At 46.6% G+C, this 18,247-nt stretch carries 29 protein-coding genes; all 29 read left to right on the forward strand.

Annotated elements, in window-relative coordinates:
* Position 1: 1 nt before the first annotated feature.
* The 29 genes from KNO85_RS03725 to KNO85_RS03860 all read left to right on the forward strand — a co-directional run bounded on the left by KNO85_RS03725 (position 2) and on the right by KNO85_RS03860 (position 18,236).
* A complete protein-coding gene (locus KNO85_RS03725) occupies positions 2-160 on the forward strand; it encodes a hypothetical protein (protein ID WP_214787059.1) in 159 nt (52 codons plus the stop codon).
* A complete protein-coding gene (locus KNO85_RS03730; RefSeq protein ID WP_214787061.1) occupies positions 157-333 on the forward strand; it encodes a hypothetical protein in 177 nt (58 codons plus the stop codon). The genes KNO85_RS03725 and KNO85_RS03730 overlap by 4 nt, the downstream gene beginning before the upstream one ends.
* Positions 318-803 carry a hypothetical protein gene (locus KNO85_RS03735; protein WP_214787063.1) on the forward strand — a complete coding sequence of 162 codons (486 nt, stop codon included), beginning with the start codon at positions 318-320 and terminating at the stop codon, positions 801-803. Before KNO85_RS03730 ends, KNO85_RS03735 begins: the two co-directional genes overlap by 16 nt.
* Position 804: 1 nt before the next feature.
* Positions 805-1,233, forward strand: a complete 429-nt coding sequence (locus tag KNO85_RS03740) for a hypothetical protein (protein WP_214787065.1) — start codon at positions 805-807, stop codon at positions 1,231-1,233.
* A gap of 30 nt (positions 1,234-1,263) precedes the next feature.
* Positions 1,264-1,779, forward strand: coding sequence for a hypothetical protein (locus KNO85_RS03745; RefSeq protein ID WP_214787067.1), 516 nt, complete (start codon positions 1,264-1,266; stop codon positions 1,777-1,779).
* Positions 1,779-2,354, forward strand: a complete 576-nt coding sequence (locus KNO85_RS03750) for a hypothetical protein (RefSeq protein ID WP_214787069.1) — start codon at positions 1,779-1,781, stop codon at positions 2,352-2,354. The genes KNO85_RS03745 and KNO85_RS03750 overlap by 1 nt, the downstream gene beginning before the upstream one ends.
* Positions 2,351-2,611: a hypothetical protein gene (locus tag KNO85_RS03755; RefSeq protein WP_214787071.1), complete on the forward strand. Its 261-nt coding sequence runs from the start codon at positions 2,351-2,353 to the stop codon at positions 2,609-2,611. The genes KNO85_RS03750 and KNO85_RS03755 overlap by 4 nt, the downstream gene beginning before the upstream one ends.
* Positions 2,608-2,889 (forward strand): hypothetical protein, encoded by a 282-nt coding sequence (locus KNO85_RS03760; RefSeq protein ID WP_214787073.1) that lies wholly within the window; start codon positions 2,608-2,610, stop codon positions 2,887-2,889. Before KNO85_RS03755 ends, KNO85_RS03760 begins: the two co-directional genes overlap by 4 nt.
* A complete protein-coding gene (locus KNO85_RS03765; protein WP_214787074.1) occupies positions 2,889-3,404 on the forward strand; it encodes a Holliday junction resolvase RecU in 516 nt (171 codons plus the stop codon). The genes KNO85_RS03760 and KNO85_RS03765 overlap by 1 nt, the downstream gene beginning before the upstream one ends.
* 88 nt (positions 3,405-3,492) lie before the next feature.
* Positions 3,493-3,615, forward strand: a complete 123-nt coding sequence (locus tag KNO85_RS14950; RefSeq protein ID WP_260569868.1) for a hypothetical protein — start codon at positions 3,493-3,495, stop codon at positions 3,613-3,615.
* Positions 3,616-3,659: 44 nt separating this feature from the next.
* A complete protein-coding gene (locus KNO85_RS03770; RefSeq protein WP_214787076.1) occupies positions 3,660-4,019 on the forward strand; it encodes a hypothetical protein in 360 nt (119 codons plus the stop codon).
* Positions 4,020-4,551: 532 nt separating this feature from the next.
* On the forward strand, positions 4,552-4,797 hold the full coding sequence (locus KNO85_RS03775) for a hypothetical protein (protein WP_214787079.1): 246 nt from the start codon (positions 4,552-4,554) through the stop codon (positions 4,795-4,797).
* Between the two features lie 857 nt (positions 4,798-5,654).
* A complete protein-coding gene (locus KNO85_RS14885) occupies positions 5,655-5,855 on the forward strand; it encodes a hypothetical protein (protein WP_251130577.1) in 201 nt (66 codons plus the stop codon).
* Positions 5,856-5,942: 87 nt separating this feature from the next.
* Positions 5,943-6,293 (forward strand): P27 family phage terminase small subunit, encoded by a 351-nt coding sequence (locus KNO85_RS03785; protein WP_214787082.1) that lies wholly within the window; start codon positions 5,943-5,945, stop codon positions 6,291-6,293.
* On the forward strand, positions 6,290-8,032 hold the full coding sequence (locus KNO85_RS03790) for a terminase large subunit (protein ID WP_214787085.1): 1,743 nt from the start codon (positions 6,290-6,292) through the stop codon (positions 8,030-8,032). The genes KNO85_RS03785 and KNO85_RS03790 overlap by 4 nt, the downstream gene beginning before the upstream one ends.
* Positions 8,033-8,051: 19 nt before the next feature.
* Entirely contained in the window at positions 8,052-9,257 is a 1,206-nt protein-coding gene (locus tag KNO85_RS03795; RefSeq protein WP_214787087.1) for a phage portal protein, read from the forward strand.
* Positions 9,250-9,816 (forward strand): HK97 family phage prohead protease, encoded by a 567-nt coding sequence (locus KNO85_RS03800; protein ID WP_214787088.1) that lies wholly within the window; start codon positions 9,250-9,252, stop codon positions 9,814-9,816. The genes KNO85_RS03795 and KNO85_RS03800 overlap by 8 nt, the downstream gene beginning before the upstream one ends.
* Positions 9,809-10,990 (forward strand): phage major capsid protein, encoded by a 1,182-nt coding sequence (locus KNO85_RS03805; RefSeq protein ID WP_214787089.1) that lies wholly within the window; start codon positions 9,809-9,811, stop codon positions 10,988-10,990. The genes KNO85_RS03800 and KNO85_RS03805 overlap by 8 nt, the downstream gene beginning before the upstream one ends.
* A gap of 16 nt (positions 10,991-11,006) precedes the next feature.
* Positions 11,007-11,201 carry a hypothetical protein gene (locus tag KNO85_RS03810; protein ID WP_214787090.1) on the forward strand — a complete coding sequence of 65 codons (195 nt, stop codon included), beginning with the start codon at positions 11,007-11,009 and terminating at the stop codon, positions 11,199-11,201.
* On the forward strand, positions 11,201-11,473 hold the full coding sequence (locus KNO85_RS03815) for a hypothetical protein (protein ID WP_214787091.1): 273 nt from the start codon (positions 11,201-11,203) through the stop codon (positions 11,471-11,473). The genes KNO85_RS03810 and KNO85_RS03815 overlap by 1 nt, the downstream gene beginning before the upstream one ends.
* Positions 11,466-11,768, forward strand: a complete 303-nt coding sequence (locus tag KNO85_RS03820; protein ID WP_214787092.1) for a phage head closure protein — start codon at positions 11,466-11,468, stop codon at positions 11,766-11,768. The genes KNO85_RS03815 and KNO85_RS03820 overlap by 8 nt, the downstream gene beginning before the upstream one ends.
* The gene (locus KNO85_RS03825) at positions 11,761-12,117 is read left to right on the forward strand and encodes a hypothetical protein (protein WP_214787094.1); all 357 of its coding nucleotides are present in this window, start codon (positions 11,761-11,763) and stop codon (positions 12,115-12,117) included. The genes KNO85_RS03820 and KNO85_RS03825 overlap by 8 nt, the downstream gene beginning before the upstream one ends.
* Positions 12,118-12,123: 6 nt before the next feature.
* Positions 12,124-12,519, forward strand: a complete 396-nt coding sequence (locus KNO85_RS03830; protein WP_214787096.1) for a hypothetical protein — start codon at positions 12,124-12,126, stop codon at positions 12,517-12,519.
* A gap of 14 nt (positions 12,520-12,533) precedes the next feature.
* On the forward strand, positions 12,534-13,031 hold the full coding sequence (locus KNO85_RS03835; RefSeq protein ID WP_214787098.1) for a hypothetical protein: 498 nt from the start codon (positions 12,534-12,536) through the stop codon (positions 13,029-13,031).
* A 54-nt stretch (positions 13,032-13,085) separates the two neighbouring features.
* On the forward strand, positions 13,086-13,451 hold the full coding sequence (locus KNO85_RS03840; protein WP_214787100.1) for a hypothetical protein: 366 nt from the start codon (positions 13,086-13,088) through the stop codon (positions 13,449-13,451).
* Positions 13,452-13,489: 38 nt separating this feature from the next.
* Entirely contained in the window at positions 13,490-13,729 is a 240-nt protein-coding gene (locus tag KNO85_RS03845; RefSeq protein ID WP_214787102.1) for a hypothetical protein, read from the forward strand.
* Positions 13,730-13,732: 3 nt separating this feature from the next.
* Complete coding sequence (locus KNO85_RS03850) at positions 13,733-16,012, forward strand: phage tail protein (protein ID WP_214787104.1); 2,280 nt, start codon at positions 13,733-13,735, stop codon at positions 16,010-16,012.
* Positions 16,009-16,659, forward strand: coding sequence for a hypothetical protein (locus KNO85_RS03855; RefSeq protein ID WP_214787105.1), 651 nt, complete (start codon positions 16,009-16,011; stop codon positions 16,657-16,659). Before KNO85_RS03850 ends, KNO85_RS03855 begins: the two co-directional genes overlap by 4 nt.
* Positions 16,659-18,236 carry a phage tail spike protein gene (locus KNO85_RS03860; protein ID WP_214787107.1) on the forward strand — a complete coding sequence of 526 codons (1,578 nt, stop codon included), beginning with the start codon at positions 16,659-16,661 and terminating at the stop codon, positions 18,234-18,236. Before KNO85_RS03855 ends, KNO85_RS03860 begins: the two co-directional genes overlap by 1 nt.
* Positions 18,237-18,247: the final 11 nt, after the last annotated feature.

Raw genomic sequence — 18,247 nt, forward strand, 5'->3', positions numbered from 1 at the left:
TATGACACTCGAATGTATCGAAGGGGACACGCGCTATCTACTGTTTCCGCATCGAGCGGAATTGCATGTCCAGAGAGACGGTCGAATGAAACAGGTCAAAACATTGGAACTCGAGCACGTCATGGTTCTTCTGATTACGAAAAAGTGGGTCGCGTTATGAATCGACGCAAAAAGAAGCCACAAACCTTCGTTCGGTTTCGAGGTACACGTTGGATGTACCTCGTCCGGACGGAAGGATCTACACGTGCCACGCTATATGATGCGTTTAGTCAATGCGAGCTGCAACTGTTGCTGAAAGAAGGTTGGGAGGTACACCCGTGGACAGAAAAATGAAACGAGTAATTCTGAATCTACACGCGAATGGGCACTCGGCGAGCGACATCGCCAAGAAGATCGATGCAGACAATCGCAAGGAACGTAAGGACTACATTCTCACCACAATGACGATTGAGGACGTACTTAGGGAGATGGGCGCGGCAGACCCGACGCGTCGTATCCCTCAGAAACCGATGGTCCAGTCCGACATGCCCAAACGGTTCATCAACATTGAAGAGAGCAAGCGGCAGCGGCAAAAGCACAGTATCAGGACTCACAATCCTACCGAAACGCAACGTGAATTTCATCAGATTGCCTGTGGGTTTGCGAAAAACGGACAGAAACTACTTAAAAGCCGAAATCGTCACGAGTTAGAACGAATCATCGTTGAACATCTCGAACGCGGCTTTGAACAGATCGGCAACATAAGCTCGGACTTCGACTACGGCGGCGATATCTTTATCGCAATCGTAAGAAAGGGGATTTGAAGTGAACGACACGACGTTGAAACCAAGGCAGAAACAATGCGAGAAACTCCTACGCTCCTACTACACATTACCGCTCACCATCGAGCGTATGAAGACGAGCGCGGAGGTCGCAACGACCGCATCATATGCTGTGAGGGAAGGGCAGAGTCATGCCGCTCCTTCCTCTCCGGTCGAAGAGGTGACGATGAAGCGGAATGAAATCCGTTTGAAAGAAACAGAGCTTAAACTCTTGGAGCGACTGAGAACCACCATACACGATGATCTAGTCGATATTTGGGAGATGCGATACAACCCGAGGTATCAGTACAACAATCAGCAGACCATCCTGCAACTCAACATGGAGCGGAAGACATATTACCGTCTCGTCGCTCAACTATTAGGACATGTCGCAGACGTCTTCGGACTCTGGGAAGATGTTTCACATGAATGAGAATCAGAAAACGCTGAAAGGAGACGAACCATGACGAGCGAAGTAACCTCACCGAAAGAAGCCATTCGAATCGACATTGTGCAGAAGCAATACAAGAACGGGATGCAGTTGGACGAGTTGGCCAGACTCTACGAAGTCGACAAATCAGTCTTGCGTCCAGTCGTGGACGGAATCGTACAAAAATCGCGAAAGGTCGAGGACCGGAGAGTCGGAGTAGGGAAAAAGGGGCAACTGAAACACCTGAAAAAGTTAGAGGGCTATTCGAGAGAACAGCTTCGGGAAATCGTCGAGACGCACCACATGTTGACACCGATCGCCGCTCAGTTGGGAGTATCGAAAGACGCTGCAAAAATCGTACTTAAAAAGCATAGACTTGACCATTTGATCCTCACACGGCGTGAACTGAGAGACAAACGTTACCGACACGTCATCATGTTAGACAAACAGGGATTGAACTGTCAGCAGATCATGCAGCGGCTGGGCATGGCGCACGACACGTACATGAAAGCATTGCAATGGGGCAAGAGAGAACAGGGTGAAGCCTGATGGCCGGAGGTAAGATCTGGACGAACGATGAGAAGCAGTTTCTAATTGACTGCTATTCGAATAACATGGAAGCCGATGCGATTGCAGCACGTTTGAACCGCTCACGACAGAGTGTATGGAAGCAAGCGCATCGGATGGGGATCGCATCGAAGAACGGACCACAACCCTTTACATTCACAGACTCACAAAAGGCGAAGATTGAGCATGACTATTTCGTGGCATTGAAGTCCGCGAATGAGATTGGTCGAGAGCACGACGTATCACCAAAGGTCATCCGAAACCACATCTGTACAGTCGGTAAAACACGAGACCTTCAAAAGGCGAATCAATTGCTGAACAAGGAGCGGGAGCGCGTCATCTCATTCTCTGAACTCTACGACCTTTATTTCGACAAATGTTATTCACTCCGAGCGCTACAACGCCATTTTGGCTGCGGATACTCAACTTTGATGAAGAACTTCGAAAGACACGGAATTGCACGTATCGCGCTGAATGAACGGAAACAAATGCATGAGGAGTTCAAAGACACTGGGAAACAATATAACCGCCTTGCAGATTGGAGCGAGAGACTATGAAAACTCACCTATCAGATGTCATCAAGCCTGAGGAACAACCGGAACTCATCGGATTGGTCGAAACGAAACAAGAACGTGATGAACGGATCCTACAAAAAGTGTTAAATCGTGACAAGTTGGTTTGGGGAGAATATCTGACGGAACGAAGAGGCGATATCCAGGATGTCACGCACCACACGAAGACAGTGCATGAAGATGGAAAGGTCATCGAGCGGACGATCATTAGTTTCACGCTTGATGTAGAGGTGGGGCAATGACGACACTCACACTCATCGTAGGAGGCTGGGCACTGTACGGACTAGGTTTGTGGGTAGGAAAACGCATATCAACCCGGCGACTCCAAAGCGAAGTGAAGAACAAGGATTTCTTAATAGACTACATCGGCAATGCATTGGACGCTGTGAACGACAGTCGTGACAAGGCGTGGGCGCGGGTTCACGAGAAGGACGACGAAATCGAATCATTAAGATCCGAGAATCAACGACTCATGGCTTGCATCGTCGAGATTGAGAAGGAAATGGAGGTAAGCGATTGATGGCAGCACGTAAAGCAAACCTAGGTAAGTATTTGGAGCGGCTAGTGATTCAGTCGAATCGCGTGTACCTCTTGAGACAAGAAGCGGTCATTCACCAAGCGCATCCCGAAGTGAAGACCATTAAAGGACTCAAGCCATTTTACAACAGTAAGGCAGGTTTAGACTTTTATGGCGTCTATGACGGCAAGTACATCACGTTCGACACCAAAGAAACTGGATCTAAGACGAGTTTTCCGCTCGAGAATATCAAAGACCATCAGTATGGCACGCTGATCAACACCGAGAAGCAAAACGGGATTGCCTTCTTCTTGGTCCGATTCAATTATTTCGGGGAGACGTACTTTTTAAACGCTGAACAAGCTCGGCGTTGGTGGGAACAACAGAACGAAAAAAACGGACGGAAGAGCATTCCATACAAGTGGTTCCTGGAAAACTGCAAGGTGGTCAAAAGGCAGAGTGCAGTCGCGCTCGATTGGTTGAGTATCGTGCGAGAGGAGTTAGGCAAACGTGATTGAATGGACGGACACAGGCATGACGCTATTCCTCATTGCGATATTCTTTGCGATGGCGATCAGTGCACTACGACAAAATGAATAGGAGTGGATGAGATGGAGTGTATGGGATGCGGAGAATTTATTGACGAAGAAAACGAACAGATTGCTCATGATTACATGGGAAACGAATGGCACGAAAAATGTTTGCAGGAAGAAACCGACAGACCAATAAAATTATGAATTGAGCGGAACAAACCAATAAAAGGAGGCGGCGACATGGACGACTTGATGCAAGGTTCGTGGCATGTCGCCTGTTGGTGGCAGCGAGGAGACAGCGAGATTATGGTCTTCTTCCTGCACCACGGGCACATGTTCTACTTTCGAGCCGATGACCATACGACGATGCACAAAGAAGTGCTGACGCAAGCGACACTCTACCACCTGACGCGGTTACCGAATTTTAGTTACAGCGATCCAGACACGCGTTGGAAGGAAAAGATTGCGGAGATGAACGAGATGCTCGGCATCAAGGAAGAACCGAAGCAAGAGGCGCCAGTGAAGCGTGAGACGAAGCCGACACCTGTGGCGAGGGTTGAACCATTGGAGCGGGAAGACGGACAGATGCGGTTATTTTAGGAGGTTAGCACGTGACCAAGAAAAAAGTTAGGAAATTACCCAGTCATGACTTGATGCCATCACGTATTTATTACGCTCTTTGGAAAGAAAAGATAGAGCGGCCAATCTCAAAAGGGAGACCGATGAATTTACACAAGTGGACATTGGCCATACGTAAATAGAACTCATCTGGGGGTACTTCTGCCTAGTGCTATTCATCTATGCGATTCTTTTCGGTGAAGTGAAGTTAGGCTAGGACGAAATGGGAACAGATTTGGAACACTTTTGTTAAAAACACGTGATATTCTCTGATAGTAGAGGACTCGGAGACGTTCCCATCCACCGAAGCTCATTTGACGCTATGAACGCTCCGAGTGCCTCGAGTGAGGTTCTTCCTCGAATCGCACCTTGAAAACCATACCAGTACGACAGGCGCCCTTCTCGGGCGTCTTTTTAATTTATTTTCGTGAAAAGTGGATATTTTTTCGAAAACGCCCCTATATACAGTGTCATCACTAGAATGACACAACTCATGTAAAGGGCGTGGAGCGAAATGAACAAAAAACATTTTGAGAAACCTGCGAATTCGACAGACGAGACGGTTATACAGTGTGGGCAATCGATTGGTGATTGTACTCATAACTGGGAGCGTGGTCGAATGGAACGCGGGAATGATTACGAATGGTTCAGCGAAGATGAGGAACGGACTTACTATGATCCATACACGGGACAGGAAATCAGCGAACGCGAGTACTGGGACAACGGATGCTCTGACGAGATGATGGATAACCTGTTTTGATGATGACGCCTCAGGGCGTCTTTTTTACCGTTATAATTTAAGTGGTGATTAGTATTATAAGTAAGACCAATACAAAATTAATTCAAACTACAGACATTAAAAAAGCCACCAATTATCGGTGGCCATCTTCATAGTACAAATTATTTTCGAATGAAAATGAGTCGCGTGCAATAAGTTTACTCTTTCTCTTCTTAATAAGTTTAACCCTTATTGTACTAACAATTATATCGATCAATAGGATTGCAGGAACAAACATTATATTTAGGATTATAGAGCCGATTTTAATAGTGCAAGAAGTAATAAACCAAAACACTCCAGGTATAACACCAAACCTGAATCCCTTTAACGACAACTTTCTTAAAGAAAAGACCATACTTATTAATCCGTATAAATAACCAAAGAAGTAAAAGTATATTATCGTACCAACTTTTTCAGAGATATCAATGTATAGAATTTCTTCAAAAAAATCTGTAAGCATTTTTGGGAAAGCTAGTGGGTCTATATCAGATGAACTTAAAATAAAGTAGTTTGTTATAAAGTAATAAGCCAGTGATCCTATAAGAACTGGATAGAGCACTGTTCGTTTTAAAAATGATTTAGTCAAACTAGTCATGGAATTCTCCTAACATATTTATCTAAGGAAAAGAGTACCATATATTTAATCGAAAAAATGTTGAGATTAACACAAATGGTAAATGTATTAAATTGATAATGTTTTGTACGGAGAGGTGATGATGGTTTTGTCAGTTTCTATGTATAAAACGAATCGTTGGAAAAATATAAGAGGTCGAATATTAAAAAAACATGATTATCTTTGTGTCGAAAGTAAACGGTATGGCAAGACGGAAGGTGCAGAAATGGTACATCACATCTACCCACTTGAACAGTACCCGGAGCTTGCCTATGAGGATTGGAACTTGATACCACTTACCAACAAAGTACACAATACGTTTCATGACCGCAACAATGATGCTGTGATTGGAAGAGGATTGGAATGGCAAGAAAAGCGAAGGAAAGAATTCGAAAGATTCTATGCGAAGCTCCCCCCCTCTGATTGAACGGATTTTATTAATAATTAGGACCGGCGGGGGGAACTTCTTCCAACTGCGCGAGTTTCCAAAAACTTTTTTTGAGGGGGTGAAGACATGCCGAAGTTACCAAGCAGGGAAACCATCAAACGGGCGACAATCGCTGATATGAAGGCGCTCAGGATTCATAAACCGGAGTACAATCGACTGGTTACCATCTATGCGGACTTGGTCCATCAATATAACGAAGCGCTGCAGGATTTCGACGCCTCCGGACGACAGTATGAAACTGAAACGGCGGCCGGCGGTTCGAAGAAGTCGGCAATCGTCGCCACTCTCGAAAATCTTCGGAAAGATATCCTCGCCTATTCTGACCGTCTATGCCCCAACCCGAAAGCGCTCGAGAATGTCACGGCTGAGAAAAAGAAAAGTTCAGGATTGGCAGCGGCGCTCCGTGATCTAACATGAGTACGAAGTACGATAATTTCCAGGTCGTCCTTGATTATGCTGACTCAATCATCAGCGGCGAGAAAATCGCATCGAAAGAAATCATACAGGCATGCAAACGATTCAAAGAAGATTTAGAACGTGAAGAGTATGACTTCAATCCGAAAGACGCTGAATTTGTCATCAAGATCATCGAGAAGACGTTTGTTCATGATAAAGGCGAGCGCTTAGACGGCACACCATTGCGTGGTGCGCCTTTTTTGTTGGAACCGTGGCAGAAATTCATCATCTACAACTTGCTCGCGTTCTTTTTAAAGGGAACAAAGATACGTCGCTATAAAGAAGCGTTCATATTTTTGTGTAGGAAAAATGGGAAAACACGTTTCGCCGCAGCTTTATCTTGGGCCCTCGCTTTACTCGAACGACGTAGTGGATCGTCGGTGTATATAGTAGCTGCAGCTTTAAGACAGGCAGTTCAGTCATTTGATTTTATTAACTTCAATCTTCGCGAGATGGGCGAAGCTGATAATTTCAAAGTGTTGGACAACAACGCCGAACACTCGATCTCGGGTGACTTGGGAGACGGATTTCTACACATCGAAGCACTCGCTGCCAATCCAGACAAGCAAGATTCCCTGAACTGTAACATCGCCATCGCCGACGAGTTGCATGCCTATCGGACAGCGAAGCAGTACAACATCATCAAAGAAGCGATGAAGGCGTACACCAACAAACTCATGATCGGCATCACGACGGCCGGCGACAATATGAACTCGTTTTGCTACAACCGTTTGAAATACTGTCAAAAGATTTTAGACAAGACGGTGACCGATGAAGCGTACTTCGTGTTTATCGCGAAAGCGGATGAGGACGAGAATGGGAATGTCGATTATACGAGCGCAGAGCAACACGAAAAGGCAAACCCAAACTACGGCATCACCATTCGGCCGGACGACATCATGAACGATGCGCTCCAAGCGCAGAACGATCCGCAACAACGCAAAGACTTTTTCGCAAAATCGCTCAACATCTATACAAGTGCAATGCGCGCTTACTTTAACATCGAAGAATTTAGAGTGAGTAACCGACAGTTTGATTGGACGCTCGAAGATTTGGCAAAACTCAAAATTCAGTGGTATGGTGGAGCGGATTTATCCAAACTTCATGATTTAACCGCCGCCGCGTTGTATGGTCGATACACATATAAAGGTCGAGAGATTGATATCACGCTCACACATGCGTTTTTCCCGATCACGGTCGCGCACCAAAAAGCGGAAGATGACAATATCCCTCTATTCGGATGGCAAGATGACGGCGTGCTCACGATGAGCAACACACCAACCGTCAGTTATGATGACGTCATCAATTGGTTTAAATCGATGCGGGATAAAGGGTTCAAAATTAAGATGGTCGGATTCGATAAAAAGTTCGGTCGCGAATTTTTCCTTGGGATGAAAAAAGCCGGGTTCAAAATCGTGGATCAACCACAGTATTTTTATAAAAAGTCAGAAGGATTCCGGCGCATCGAGGTCAAGGTTAAAAATCAGGAGCTCTACTATGTTGGCAACCAAGCGTTTGAATATTGTGTTCAAAACGTGCGAGCTATCGAAAAGACCGACGACATGATCCAGTACGAGAAAGTAGATGGTGATGGAGGAACTTCTCGCATCGACTTGTTCGACGCTGCTGTTTTTGGTGCGGTACAGATGTTGGAAGATATGAGTCGTCAATCCACTGCGAGTCAGTGGCTAAACAGCTAGATTTGAAGGAGGTGAACGAATGGGATTTTGGAATTTTTGGAGACCGAAGAAACGGACATTACAACTCGTCGCCTCACCTGGTGAGTATTTTGAAATGATGCTCGACGGGAGTTACACGAAGCTGTCCGATAATCCGGATGTACGAATTGCGGTTGATCGAGTTGCCGACCTTGTCAGTAACATGACGATACAGCTCATGCAAAATACGGAGATGGGTGACGAACGTGTTAAAAACGGACTGTCTCGTAAAATCGATATTGAGCCGCACCGCCATATGACACGTAAAGCATGGGTCTATAAGATTGTGTCTGATTTATTGCTATACGGTGATGGCAACTCAATCTGTCATATCTCGGTTGACCGCAAAACGGGGCTCATCGATAATTTGACACCGTTTGATATGTCACTCGTCAGTTTTAGTGATGCAAAAGAAGGATACAATGTGCTCTATCACGATAAGGTGTATGACCCGGATGAACTCGTTCACTTTGTCCGCAACCCGAACCCGAACGTGCCGTATATCGGTACGGGCTACCGGCTTGTCTTGAAGGATATCGTCAAAAACTTACAGCAGGCCACACAAACGAAGAGTACGTTTATGTCGGGCAAGTACATGCCGAACCTGATCATCAAAGCGGACGGACTCACCGAAGAATTTACGACCGAAGAAGGTCGTGACAAGATTTTGAGCAAGTACATCACCGATTCGAGCGCAGGGAAGCCTTGGGTCATCCCGGCTGAACTCATCGACGTGCAGCAAGTCAAACCTCTGTCGCTGAATGATATCGCCATCAACGAATCGGTAGAAATCGATAAGAAAACCGTTGCAGGACTCCTCGGAGTACCTGCTTTTTTGTTGGGCGTCGGCACGTTTAACAAAGACGAGTACAACAACTTTATCAATACGACCGTCATGAGCATCGGTACCATCATCGCGCAAACGCTCACGAAGGACCTTGTCTACAAGGAACAATGGTACTTCAAACTCAATCCGCGTAGCCTGTATAGCTACAACCTGACCGAACTTGTCAACGCAGGGAGCAACATGGCTAAGATCAATGCGATGCGACGTAACGAGTTGCGCAACTGGGTCGGACTTGACCCAGACCCAGAGATGGAAGAATTACTCGTGCTCGAGAACTTTATCAAACAAGAAGACGTGGATAAGCAGAATAAGCTCTCGAACGACTCAGGTGACTTGAAAGGAGGTGATACGAATGCATAAACGAGCCTCTTACCTGACAACCGAATTTCGGGCGGAACAGGAAGACGACAAACTCTATATCGAGGGGTACTTCATCAAATTCAATTCAGAGACCGAATTGTTCCCGGGCATGTACGAGGAAGTGGCGCCTGAAGCGATCACGAAGAGTTTGAAAGACAACGACGTGCGCAGCCTATTCAACCATGACACGAATTTAGTGCTCGGTCGGAGTGGCAACAAGACGCTCGAGCTTCGAGCGGATGACGTCGGTCTTTGGGGCCGCGTCGAGATCAATCAGAAGGACCAACAGGCGATGGATGCGTATCACCGGATTCAACGCGGAGATGTGACGGGTTGCTCTTTCGGATTCTACCCAATCAAAGAAGAGCATGAATCAAGAGCGGCGGGTGGTGACAAATTCATTTTGCGCGAGATTGACTTGTTCGAAGTGAGTCCTTGCGTGTTCCCGGCATATCCACAAACAGAAATTTCGGCACGACAGCAAGATTTAGAAGCGTTCAAACGTGAAAAACTACAGACGCGAAAGCGTCAACTAAAGGAGCGATTACAGCATGGCTAAAGCAATCATTATCGGCTCGAAACTTAAACTCAAGCGACGTGCGCTTGAAGGTATCAAATCGGAATTAAGCAAGATCAAGTTGCGTGAAGACGAAGTGTTGAAAGCAATTGATGATGTGGAGAATGAGGAAGACCTTGCTCCAGTTGAACAAGAAGTCGAAGCCATTCAGGCAGAGCTCGAATCGAAGAACAATGAGAAGACACAACTTGAAGAAGAGATTGCCGCGCTTGAAGCGGAACTTGAAGCACTCAACGATAAAGCGCCACAGGGCGCGCAACAAAAAGGAGCGGGACGCGGTATGAACCCACAACAAACAGAAGCTCGTGACGGTATCGTCGCATACGTACGATCAAAAGGACAGGAGCGTGCCGGATTTACGTCGGTCGAAGGTGGCGCTTTGATTCCAGAAGAGTTGCTCAAGCCACAAGAAGTGCCTGAGGAAGAAGTTGATCTTTCGAAGTATGTCAATATCGCGAAGGTGAACAGCGGATCCGGGAAGTACCCAGTTATCAAGAAATCAGGCAACAAGATGGTCTCGGTCGCCGAACTCGCGGCCAACCCGGAGTTAGCAAAACCATCAATCGATGAAGTTGCGTACGACATCGACACGTACCGTGGATACATTCCGGTGTCGCAAGAAGTCATCGACGATGCGGATTACGATGTGCTTGATTTAATCGCGAAAGAAATCCAAAGCCAAGAATTGAACACGAAAAACGCTGCCATTGCGGCCGTCCTCAAAACGGCACCTGCAAAAGCGGTCACAGGCGTCGATGGTCTCAAGAAAGTGTTCAACGTCGACTTGAAAAAAGTCTACATGCCAAAAGCAATTCTCTCGGCGTCACTCTTCAACGAGCTCGATACGACGAAAGATGCAAACGGGCGTTACCTCTTACAAGATGACATCACGGTCGAATCGGGCAAGAAACTCTTCGGTAAAGAAGTCATCGTGCTGGACGACGAGATGATTGGGACAACAGCAGGCGACCTCGTCGGTTTCATCGGAGACGCGAAAGCGTTCATGACGCTCTTCGACCGTAAGCGAGCTACAGTCAAGTGGGTCGATAACGACGTGTATGGTCAATTGCTTGCCGGTTTCGTGCGTTTCGATGCAGAAGCAACAGATACAGCTGCAGGATTCTACGTGACGTATACAGCTGACGTAGGTGCGTAAGAAGGAGGGATGAAGTATGAGTTACATCGTGATTCATCCGTTCCGAGACTTGGAGGACAAGGGTAAATCGTTTCCCGAGGGGCGTTTATACGCTCCCGGGGACGAGTATCCGGCAACGAAAAAGAAAATCTCGGACGAGCGTCTCGAGGAGTTGAGCACGAGCAATAACCGTCAGCGAAAGGCGCTCATCAAAAAGACAGGTGATACGTGATGTTCACACAAGCGTTACCCATCTTTAAATCCAAACTCGGCATCACTTCGACCGTACGTGACGAATATCTACTCGCCATCTTGCAAGGTATTGAAGAAGAGTTGACGAGTATTCAAGGTATTGCACTCGACGAAACGAATACGGCGCATCTTATGTTTGTCGTCGATTACGCAGAGTACCGTTATAACAATCGTGATAACCCAACGCTCCCACGTCATCTCCAGTGGCGTCTTCACAACTTGATGTTAAAAGGTGGTGGGGCGAGTGTTTGAGGAAGAGATTGAGCTAGGTGATTTGGTCGAGGTAGTCGAGTACGGGGAAGTGGTGAAGTCAATGATGTGGACCCGCCGGCTCGCACAACGTCTTGATGATTCTCGTTCAGAATTCTATCAAGCCTCACGTGCCGGACTACGACCTGAAATCACATTCGCCATCCATGACTTTGAATATGCTGACGAGGAATACGTACGTCATGAAGGAAATGAGTATACGATTATTCGTGCGGCGAAACGTGGGGAGTTACGTGAGCTCGTCTGTACCGCGAAAGTAGGTGCTGCGAATGGCTAAAAAAGCCTTCACGCTCGAATCAAATTTAGACAAGGTCATTCAACGCGTCGAAGAAAAACCGCAAAAAGTGATGAATGAAATTGGACGAAATTTGACGCGCGAAATCAAAAGTACGACGCTCAATAGTCAGTTTCATCAACGACGTGGGATTTTAAAAAAATCACTCGGCTACTGGGCGCGGAAACAAGAGAAAGATTTACAGATTGGATTCAAGATGTCGATTCCAGGCATTGTCGGACCGATGATGACCGGACAAGAGGCTGACCCGATCAAACCCGTCGTCATCAAAAACGCGAATGCCATTCAACAACTGATTGGTGCTGCATTAGACGAGATCCGGAAGGAGTGACGCGAGATGAACATGAATGCTTTTGCGGACATGCTATATGACGTCTTGCGATTAAAACATACTCGTGTCTATCGTAATAAAGCACCTCAGTCTCCGACATATCCATTTGTCATCTACCGTGTCGAGAGCGCGATGGATATGAGTCCGAGCGAAGACTTATATGTGCACGTCGACATATATGAAGACGAAAACGTGAGTGTGCGAGCACTTGAGAGCCTCGCTGATTTGATTGACGGGAATGGAGATGGTTTGGAACCGACGGGTCTGAATCAATTAATTTTAAGAGCGAACGGATTAAACGCGCATTTCAAGCGTGAGCAACGGCAGCACATCCCGAGTCTAGAAATCGACGGAGTGCAAGCGGTCAACTTACGTTATGACGTGCGCGTTTACTTTAACTAGGGAGGTTTTAATACATGGCAACAGAAAAGATTTTGCTTGGGTATGGCATCGTGGCCATCGCGGGAACACCAATCGGCCTCACGCGTGGCGGTTCGCAATTTGACGTCGAACGCGAGATTCGAAGCATCGAGGCAGATGGAGATCGAGGACCAGTCAAAGGGCGTCAGGTCATCGACACAGAGGTTGCAAAACTGACGGTCAATGCGCTCGAGCCATTTAGTGCAGCAGACATGAGCAAGTACTACCCAGGCATCTCGATTACGTCAGGAACAGATGATGTGATGACTGGTACGTTATCGATCGTTGAAGGTGACTATAACGAAGTGACGTGGACTGGAAAAACGAAAGACGGGAAACCTGTCGTCATCACCGTCGAAAATGCGATGAACTTGGATAATCTCGAGTGGAAACTCGAAGACAAGAATGAAGTGGTACCATCTATTGGATTTACCGCACACTACGATGAAACGACACGCGACACACCACCGTGGAACGTCGCATTTGGACTGTAAGAGAGCTGAAATAACAGCTCTCTTTTTAATTTATAAAATCAGGAGGGATTGTACATGATTACAAAAGACTTTGATTTAGATGACGTGTTTTTGATGAGCGAGATCATCGACAAGATGGACTTGCGGCTGGACGTCGAGAACGCGCTCGATATGACCAACTTTGAAGGGAAGACAGAAGAGCAGGTCGGTCGTGAATTGATGATGAAAGTGTTCCCGGATCTCGGGGCGAAAGTTGTTCGTCGTCTGCACAAGGCACGAAGAGAAGTGAAGCAGTTCGTCGCAAACATGACAGGCATGAAAGAATCCGAAGTCGGAAAACTACGTCCGAAAGAATTGAAGGACTTCTTTAAAGAGCTTGTGGAGCGCGAAGGATTTGCTGATTTTTTAGCGGATGCCGGAATCTCCATCGGGAAAGAATAGAGGATTTTCTACTTAAACGTTACGGAAACATCGAATATGTGCTGAAAATGCCCCTCTCACGTGCAATGAAACTCATTGCGCACGGGTTAGAGGAAGAAAAACGCGCTCAGTACTACCAATGGTGGCTCGCTCGCTACCCGATGTACACGAAAGAGGACTATGAGTCCTTTGACGAGTTTTATGGAAAGGTACAACCGAAGACAATCAACCTTGATCATCGTCCGAAAGATGAAATCATGGCTGAATTGCTCGGACAAGACTTCGAGGAGAGGGGGTAAACAATGGAACTGTTTCGTCTATTTGGTTCCGTCATGATCGACAATCAAGACGCCATCAATAAACTAAAAGAATCAGACAAACGCGCACGTGAATCATCTCGCATGTTCTCTAAAATGGGAGAGACAGCGAAAAAAGTCGGTAAAGTCGTCGCAGTTGGCGTGGCAGCCGGAGCAACGGCGCTCGTCGGCATGGCGCAAAAGTCAGCAGCGACTGCAGACGCTATCCATAAAGGATCGCAACGGATGGGCGTCAGTATGAAAGGCTACCAGGAACTCGAGTATTGGGCGAGTCAGAACGGATTGGCGCAAGACCAACTTGAAAAGGGTGTAGGTCGTCTCCAACAGCGGATGGGTCTTGCTGCAGGAGGAAATGAAAAATACGCAGGGGCACTTGAAGCGCTTGGAATCAATATGGAAGACGTCAAAAACGGCACCCTCTCGACCGAAGATGCGTTCGCACAGTCCATTAAATCACTATCTGAAATGGAGAATGAGCAAGAAAAAGCGGCGCTCGCCAGTGAGTTGTTTGGTACGAAACTCGGACGTGACTTGTTGCCGACCTTGCAAGAAGGGTCACTCTCGCTCGAAGACGCGAAGAAGAAAGCGCATGAGATGGGTATGGTCCTTAGTGATGACTCGGTCAATGCAGGTGTCAAATTTACTGACACGATGGACACGCTCAAGCGGACGCTCGGTGGATTCGTCACAAGAATCGGCGCAGCCGTCATTCCGAAATTACAACAATTTTTGGACTGGATCATCGCAAACATGCCATTGATCAAGGAACAGACCAAAGCGGCGGTTGATGGCGCGAAGTCGGCAATCGACAAAATGAAGACAGCTATACAGTACTTACAAGAACGAGCGAACGTATTAATTCCTGTCCTCGCAGGTCTTGTCGGAGCACTCACTGCCTTTAAAAATATTACGGGGATTGCGAGTGCGATTTCGAAAATGAAATTGCTCATGACGGCGTGGAAAACAACGACGTTTGCGACGACACTCGCACAGAGCGGCTTGAATGCGGCACTCCTGGCGAACCCGATTGGTTTGGTCATCGCTGCCATTGCGGCACTTATCGCAATCGGCGTAGCGCTTTATATGAACATGGACGGATTCCGAGAAAAAACGAATCAGGTCTTTGGTTTTATTAAATCGTTCGTTTTGTCTGCAGTAGGCACTGTCGTCAGTTTCGTAAGGCAACAACTCGCAGTCTTATCTGCCTTCTGGAAGCAAAATGGTGCACAGATTATGGGAATCGTTCGCGCGACATGGAGCATCATTCAAACGATTGTGCGTGTGGCGCTAAGAATTTTGGTTTCTGTATTCAAAGGACAATTTTTGATTATAGTTAATGCGGTGAAAATTGCGTGGAACATTTTGACTACCGTTATAAAAATTGGAACAGCTTTAATTCTTGGAGTCGTTAAAACTTTCCTTGCAATTTTCCGCGGGGATTGGCGTGGAGCATGGAATAATATACTTTCTACCTATAAAAATATTTGGCAAATTATTAAGTCATTCCTCTCTAATACACTAAAAATTATAGGTAGTACAATACGTGGGATGCTATCTTCATATAAAAATATTGTATCGACTTCTCTAAATGGAATTCGCTCTATATTCACAAAAATTTGGTCATCCATTCGTTCGAGCGTGATGAACGTGCTTCGCGGCTTACTATCTGGAGCACTCTCGATTTTCAATTCCTTACGTTCTGGGGTGTCTAGTGCGATAAGCGGAATCCTTTCTGTTGCGACTCGAATCTTTAGCTCCTTGCGTTCGGCAATCGTTAACCCGATTCAGTCGGCCAAGTCAACCGTGCTTGGAGTCATCGGTGCCATCAAAGGTGCCTTCAGCAATATGCGCATCTCCATCCCTAAACCGAAACTGCCGAACATCAGTGTATCGATGGGGTCTAAAAAGGTCGGTGGAATCTCCATCCCTTACCCGAAATTTAGTGTCGCCTGGCACGCGAAAGGCGGTATCTTTGACCGTCCGACACTCTTTAACACGCCTGGCGGGTTGCATGGAGTTGGCGAAGCCGGACCCGAGGCTATCTTGCCTCTCAACAAGTCAACTTTAGGCGGTATCGGGGACGGCATCGCCCGAAATATGAATATGCAAAACATGATCAATAAGCTTGATACCATCGCAGAACTGTTGCGCAATCAAGATTATCAGATTGTCATGCAAAACGGGGCGCTCGTTGGGGCGCTTCGGAAAGAAATAGATCGTCAGCTCGGATACGAGGCTGATTTGAAAGGACGTGGACGCTCATGAATCAGGTGATTTTTGACGAGGTCGCGTCCTTTTCTGAGTGGGGCATGATCTGTACCTCACTCTTCGTTGATGACCCAGAACCGAAAGAAAGCTACGTCGATATCCCTTTTGGAGACGGATCAATCGACTTGACTGAGGCGGTGACCGGAGAAGTGTCATACAAGAACCGCACGCTTGAAGCGACATTTGCTTTTAAGGGTCCGCGAAACGAGTGGGAACCCTTGAAACGTAAGATTCGAATGTATCTACATGGAAAACGACGAAAAATTGAAGCGACCGAAATACCGGAACATTACCTGGTAGGTCGCTGTCGTACGTCTTTTGAACAAGACGGCTCTATTTTGCGCATGGCCGTATCGGCAACCTGTGAACCATACCTGTATAAAAAATGGCAGACGGTCTACAACGTCACGATTGACGAGACTGGTACGAAAACCATCACGTGTGCAAACTCACGGCAACGTGTCATCCCGATCATCAACACGACCGACACGACGAACGTCCAGTTCGGACCGGTATCGTTTTTGATTGGGAGCGGCGTACACCGATTGACGAACCTTATCCTGAACGAAGGGGATAACGTCATCGTGTTGACGGCAGCGGAAGGAACGAGCATCAAGATCGAGTATCGAGAGGGGGCGCTCTGATGTATACCGTCTATTGTGATGATCAATTGCTTTATGACCCACGCGTCGAAGAGCTCACCCTCGAAGACCCAAAGATTGCGCTCGAGGTCAATAAGACCGGGGCATTTGATTTTGTCATCTATCCGACGCATCCGTTATATACCTCGATTAAACGTTTGAAATCGGTCATCGAAGTGTACCAACGTACACGTCTCGTGTTTCGCGGCCGTGTGTTAAACGATGAGATCGGATTATATAAAGAAAAGAAGGTCATCTGTGAAGGTGACCTTGCTTATTTTAACGACTCGATTCAACGACCCTACGAACATGCAGGTAGTGTCGCAGATTATCTATCGATGCTACTGGCTGCGCATAACGCACAGGTCGAACCGAACAAACGGTTCGTGCTCGGTAATGTCACCGTGATGGATGGAAATGATTATATCGTACGTGCTGATTCGACTTATCCGAACACTTGGGAGGTCTTAAACAGCAAACTTTTAGAGTTGCTCGGCGGTTATTTAATCGTCAGGCGCGAGAGTGGAATCAATTATCTTGATTATCTCGCGGATTCTCCATATACGACGCTGCAGACGATTGAGTTAGGCACGAACCTGCTCGACTTCATGCGTGAACAAAAAGGGGAAGATATTGCAACAGCCATCATCCCGATTGGGGCCAAATTATCGGACGTCGATGGGAATGAACAGCGACTCGATATCAAGAGTGTGAACAACGGTTTGGATTATGTACACGACCAGGACGCTGTAAATGAATATGGTTGGATCTTTAAAACGGTCGAATACAATGACGTCACACTACCTGAGAACTTATTGACGAAGGGACAAGAGGCGCTAGCAGAAGCGACACAGACGAGTGTCAATCTGGAGTTAAAAGCGGTTGATTTAAGTATGGAAGACGTATCTATCGATGAGTTCAAGCTTTTTGAATACGTGACGGTAACTAGCCTGCCTCACGATATCAACGCATCATATCTCGTCAAACAGATGACACTTGATCTGGACAAACCCGAAAATAACTCAATCACGATTGGTTCGTCATACCGGACATTTGTCGGTCAAAAGATTTCGACCGATTCGGCAGTAAAGTCAATCAAGTCAGATTATGCGACCAATACAAAGCTGAACGAAGTCAGTAAATCTGTAGATGAAGTAAGTCTGAATGTCACACAAGTCACGCAAGAAATCGAGACGAGTGTAGCAGCGACTTATGCGACAAAAGATGAGTTGGAATCTTTTAGTACAACAGCAGCGGGCACTTATGCTACAAAAAATGAGGTATCGACGCTTGAAACGAATGTTGATGATACCTACTCAACAAAGGCAGAACTCGAGACGTATAAAACGGAGGTCGCGGCCTCGCTTACTCAAGTGAACGATGAGTTGCAAGAAGTAGACGATCATATCGCTTTTGTGAACGGAAATATTGAGCTCGGGCATATGAATAATCCCTTGAGACTTGTTATCGAGTCCAATGCGGTCGTCGTCAAAATGAACGGTGTAGCCGTCGTGACAATCGATGATCAAGGAAACATCACGACAAGCGGTTCGGTCACCGCGACAGGTGGACATCTATAAAAAGGAGTGGC

The organism is Exiguobacterium sp. s124, from assembly GCF_018617485.1.
In the GTDB taxonomy this organism is placed as follows: domain Bacteria; phylum Bacillota; class Bacilli; order Exiguobacteriales; family Exiguobacteriaceae; genus Exiguobacterium; species Exiguobacterium aestuarii.

Excerpts from the sequence above, each read along its gene's own strand:
- KNO85_RS14950 (WP_260569868.1), top strand. The coding sequence starts at position 3,493 with ATGAGATGGAGTGTATGGGATGCGGAGAATTTATTGACGAAGAAAACG.
- KNO85_RS03760 (WP_214787073.1), top strand. The coding sequence starts at position 2,608 with ATGACGACACTCACACTCATCGTAGGAGGCTGGGCACTGTACGGACTA.
- KNO85_RS03815 (WP_214787091.1), top strand. The coding sequence starts at position 11,201 with ATGTTCACACAAGCGTTACCCATCTTTAAATCCAAACTCGGCATCACT.
- KNO85_RS03850 (WP_214787104.1), top strand. The coding sequence starts at position 13,733 with ATGGAACTGTTTCGTCTATTTGGTTCCGTCATGATCGACAATCAAGAC.
- KNO85_RS03860 (WP_214787107.1), top strand. The coding sequence starts at position 16,659 with ATGTATACCGTCTATTGTGATGATCAATTGCTTTATGACCCACGCGTC.
- KNO85_RS03770 (WP_214787076.1), top strand. The coding sequence starts at position 3,660 with ATGGACGACTTGATGCAAGGTTCGTGGCATGTCGCCTGTTGGTGGCAG.
- KNO85_RS03825 (WP_214787094.1), top strand. The coding sequence starts at position 11,761 with ATGGCTAAAAAAGCCTTCACGCTCGAATCAAATTTAGACAAGGTCATT.
- KNO85_RS03730 (WP_214787061.1), top strand. The coding sequence starts at position 157 with ATGAATCGACGCAAAAAGAAGCCACAAACCTTCGTTCGGTTTCGAGGT.
- KNO85_RS03750 (WP_214787069.1), top strand. The coding sequence starts at position 1,779 with ATGGCCGGAGGTAAGATCTGGACGAACGATGAGAAGCAGTTTCTAATT.
- KNO85_RS03745 (WP_214787067.1), top strand. The coding sequence starts at position 1,264 with ATGACGAGCGAAGTAACCTCACCGAAAGAAGCCATTCGAATCGACATT.
- KNO85_RS03855 (WP_214787105.1), top strand. The coding sequence starts at position 16,009 with ATGAATCAGGTGATTTTTGACGAGGTCGCGTCCTTTTCTGAGTGGGGC.
- KNO85_RS03835 (WP_214787098.1), top strand. The coding sequence starts at position 12,534 with ATGGCAACAGAAAAGATTTTGCTTGGGTATGGCATCGTGGCCATCGCG.
- KNO85_RS03785 (WP_214787082.1), top strand. The coding sequence starts at position 5,943 with ATGCCGAAGTTACCAAGCAGGGAAACCATCAAACGGGCGACAATCGCT.
- KNO85_RS03840 (WP_214787100.1), top strand. The coding sequence starts at position 13,086 with ATGATTACAAAAGACTTTGATTTAGATGACGTGTTTTTGATGAGCGAG.
- KNO85_RS03775 (WP_214787079.1), top strand. The coding sequence starts at position 4,552 with ATGAACAAAAAACATTTTGAGAAACCTGCGAATTCGACAGACGAGACG.
- KNO85_RS03765 (WP_214787074.1), top strand. The coding sequence starts at position 2,889 with ATGGCAGCACGTAAAGCAAACCTAGGTAAGTATTTGGAGCGGCTAGTG.
- KNO85_RS03810 (WP_214787090.1), top strand. The coding sequence starts at position 11,007 with ATGAGTTACATCGTGATTCATCCGTTCCGAGACTTGGAGGACAAGGGT.
- KNO85_RS03830 (WP_214787096.1), top strand. The coding sequence starts at position 12,124 with ATGAACATGAATGCTTTTGCGGACATGCTATATGACGTCTTGCGATTA.
- KNO85_RS03725 (WP_214787059.1), top strand. The coding sequence starts at position 2 with ATGACACTCGAATGTATCGAAGGGGACACGCGCTATCTACTGTTTCCG.
- KNO85_RS14885 (WP_251130577.1), top strand. The coding sequence starts at position 5,655 with ATGGTACATCACATCTACCCACTTGAACAGTACCCGGAGCTTGCCTAT.
- KNO85_RS03795 (WP_214787087.1), top strand. The coding sequence starts at position 8,052 with ATGGGATTTTGGAATTTTTGGAGACCGAAGAAACGGACATTACAACTC.
- KNO85_RS03800 (WP_214787088.1), top strand. The coding sequence starts at position 9,250 with ATGCATAAACGAGCCTCTTACCTGACAACCGAATTTCGGGCGGAACAG.
- KNO85_RS03805 (WP_214787089.1), top strand. The coding sequence starts at position 9,809 with ATGGCTAAAGCAATCATTATCGGCTCGAAACTTAAACTCAAGCGACGT.
- KNO85_RS03755 (WP_214787071.1), top strand. The coding sequence starts at position 2,351 with ATGAAAACTCACCTATCAGATGTCATCAAGCCTGAGGAACAACCGGAA.
- KNO85_RS03790 (WP_214787085.1), top strand. The coding sequence starts at position 6,290 with ATGAGTACGAAGTACGATAATTTCCAGGTCGTCCTTGATTATGCTGAC.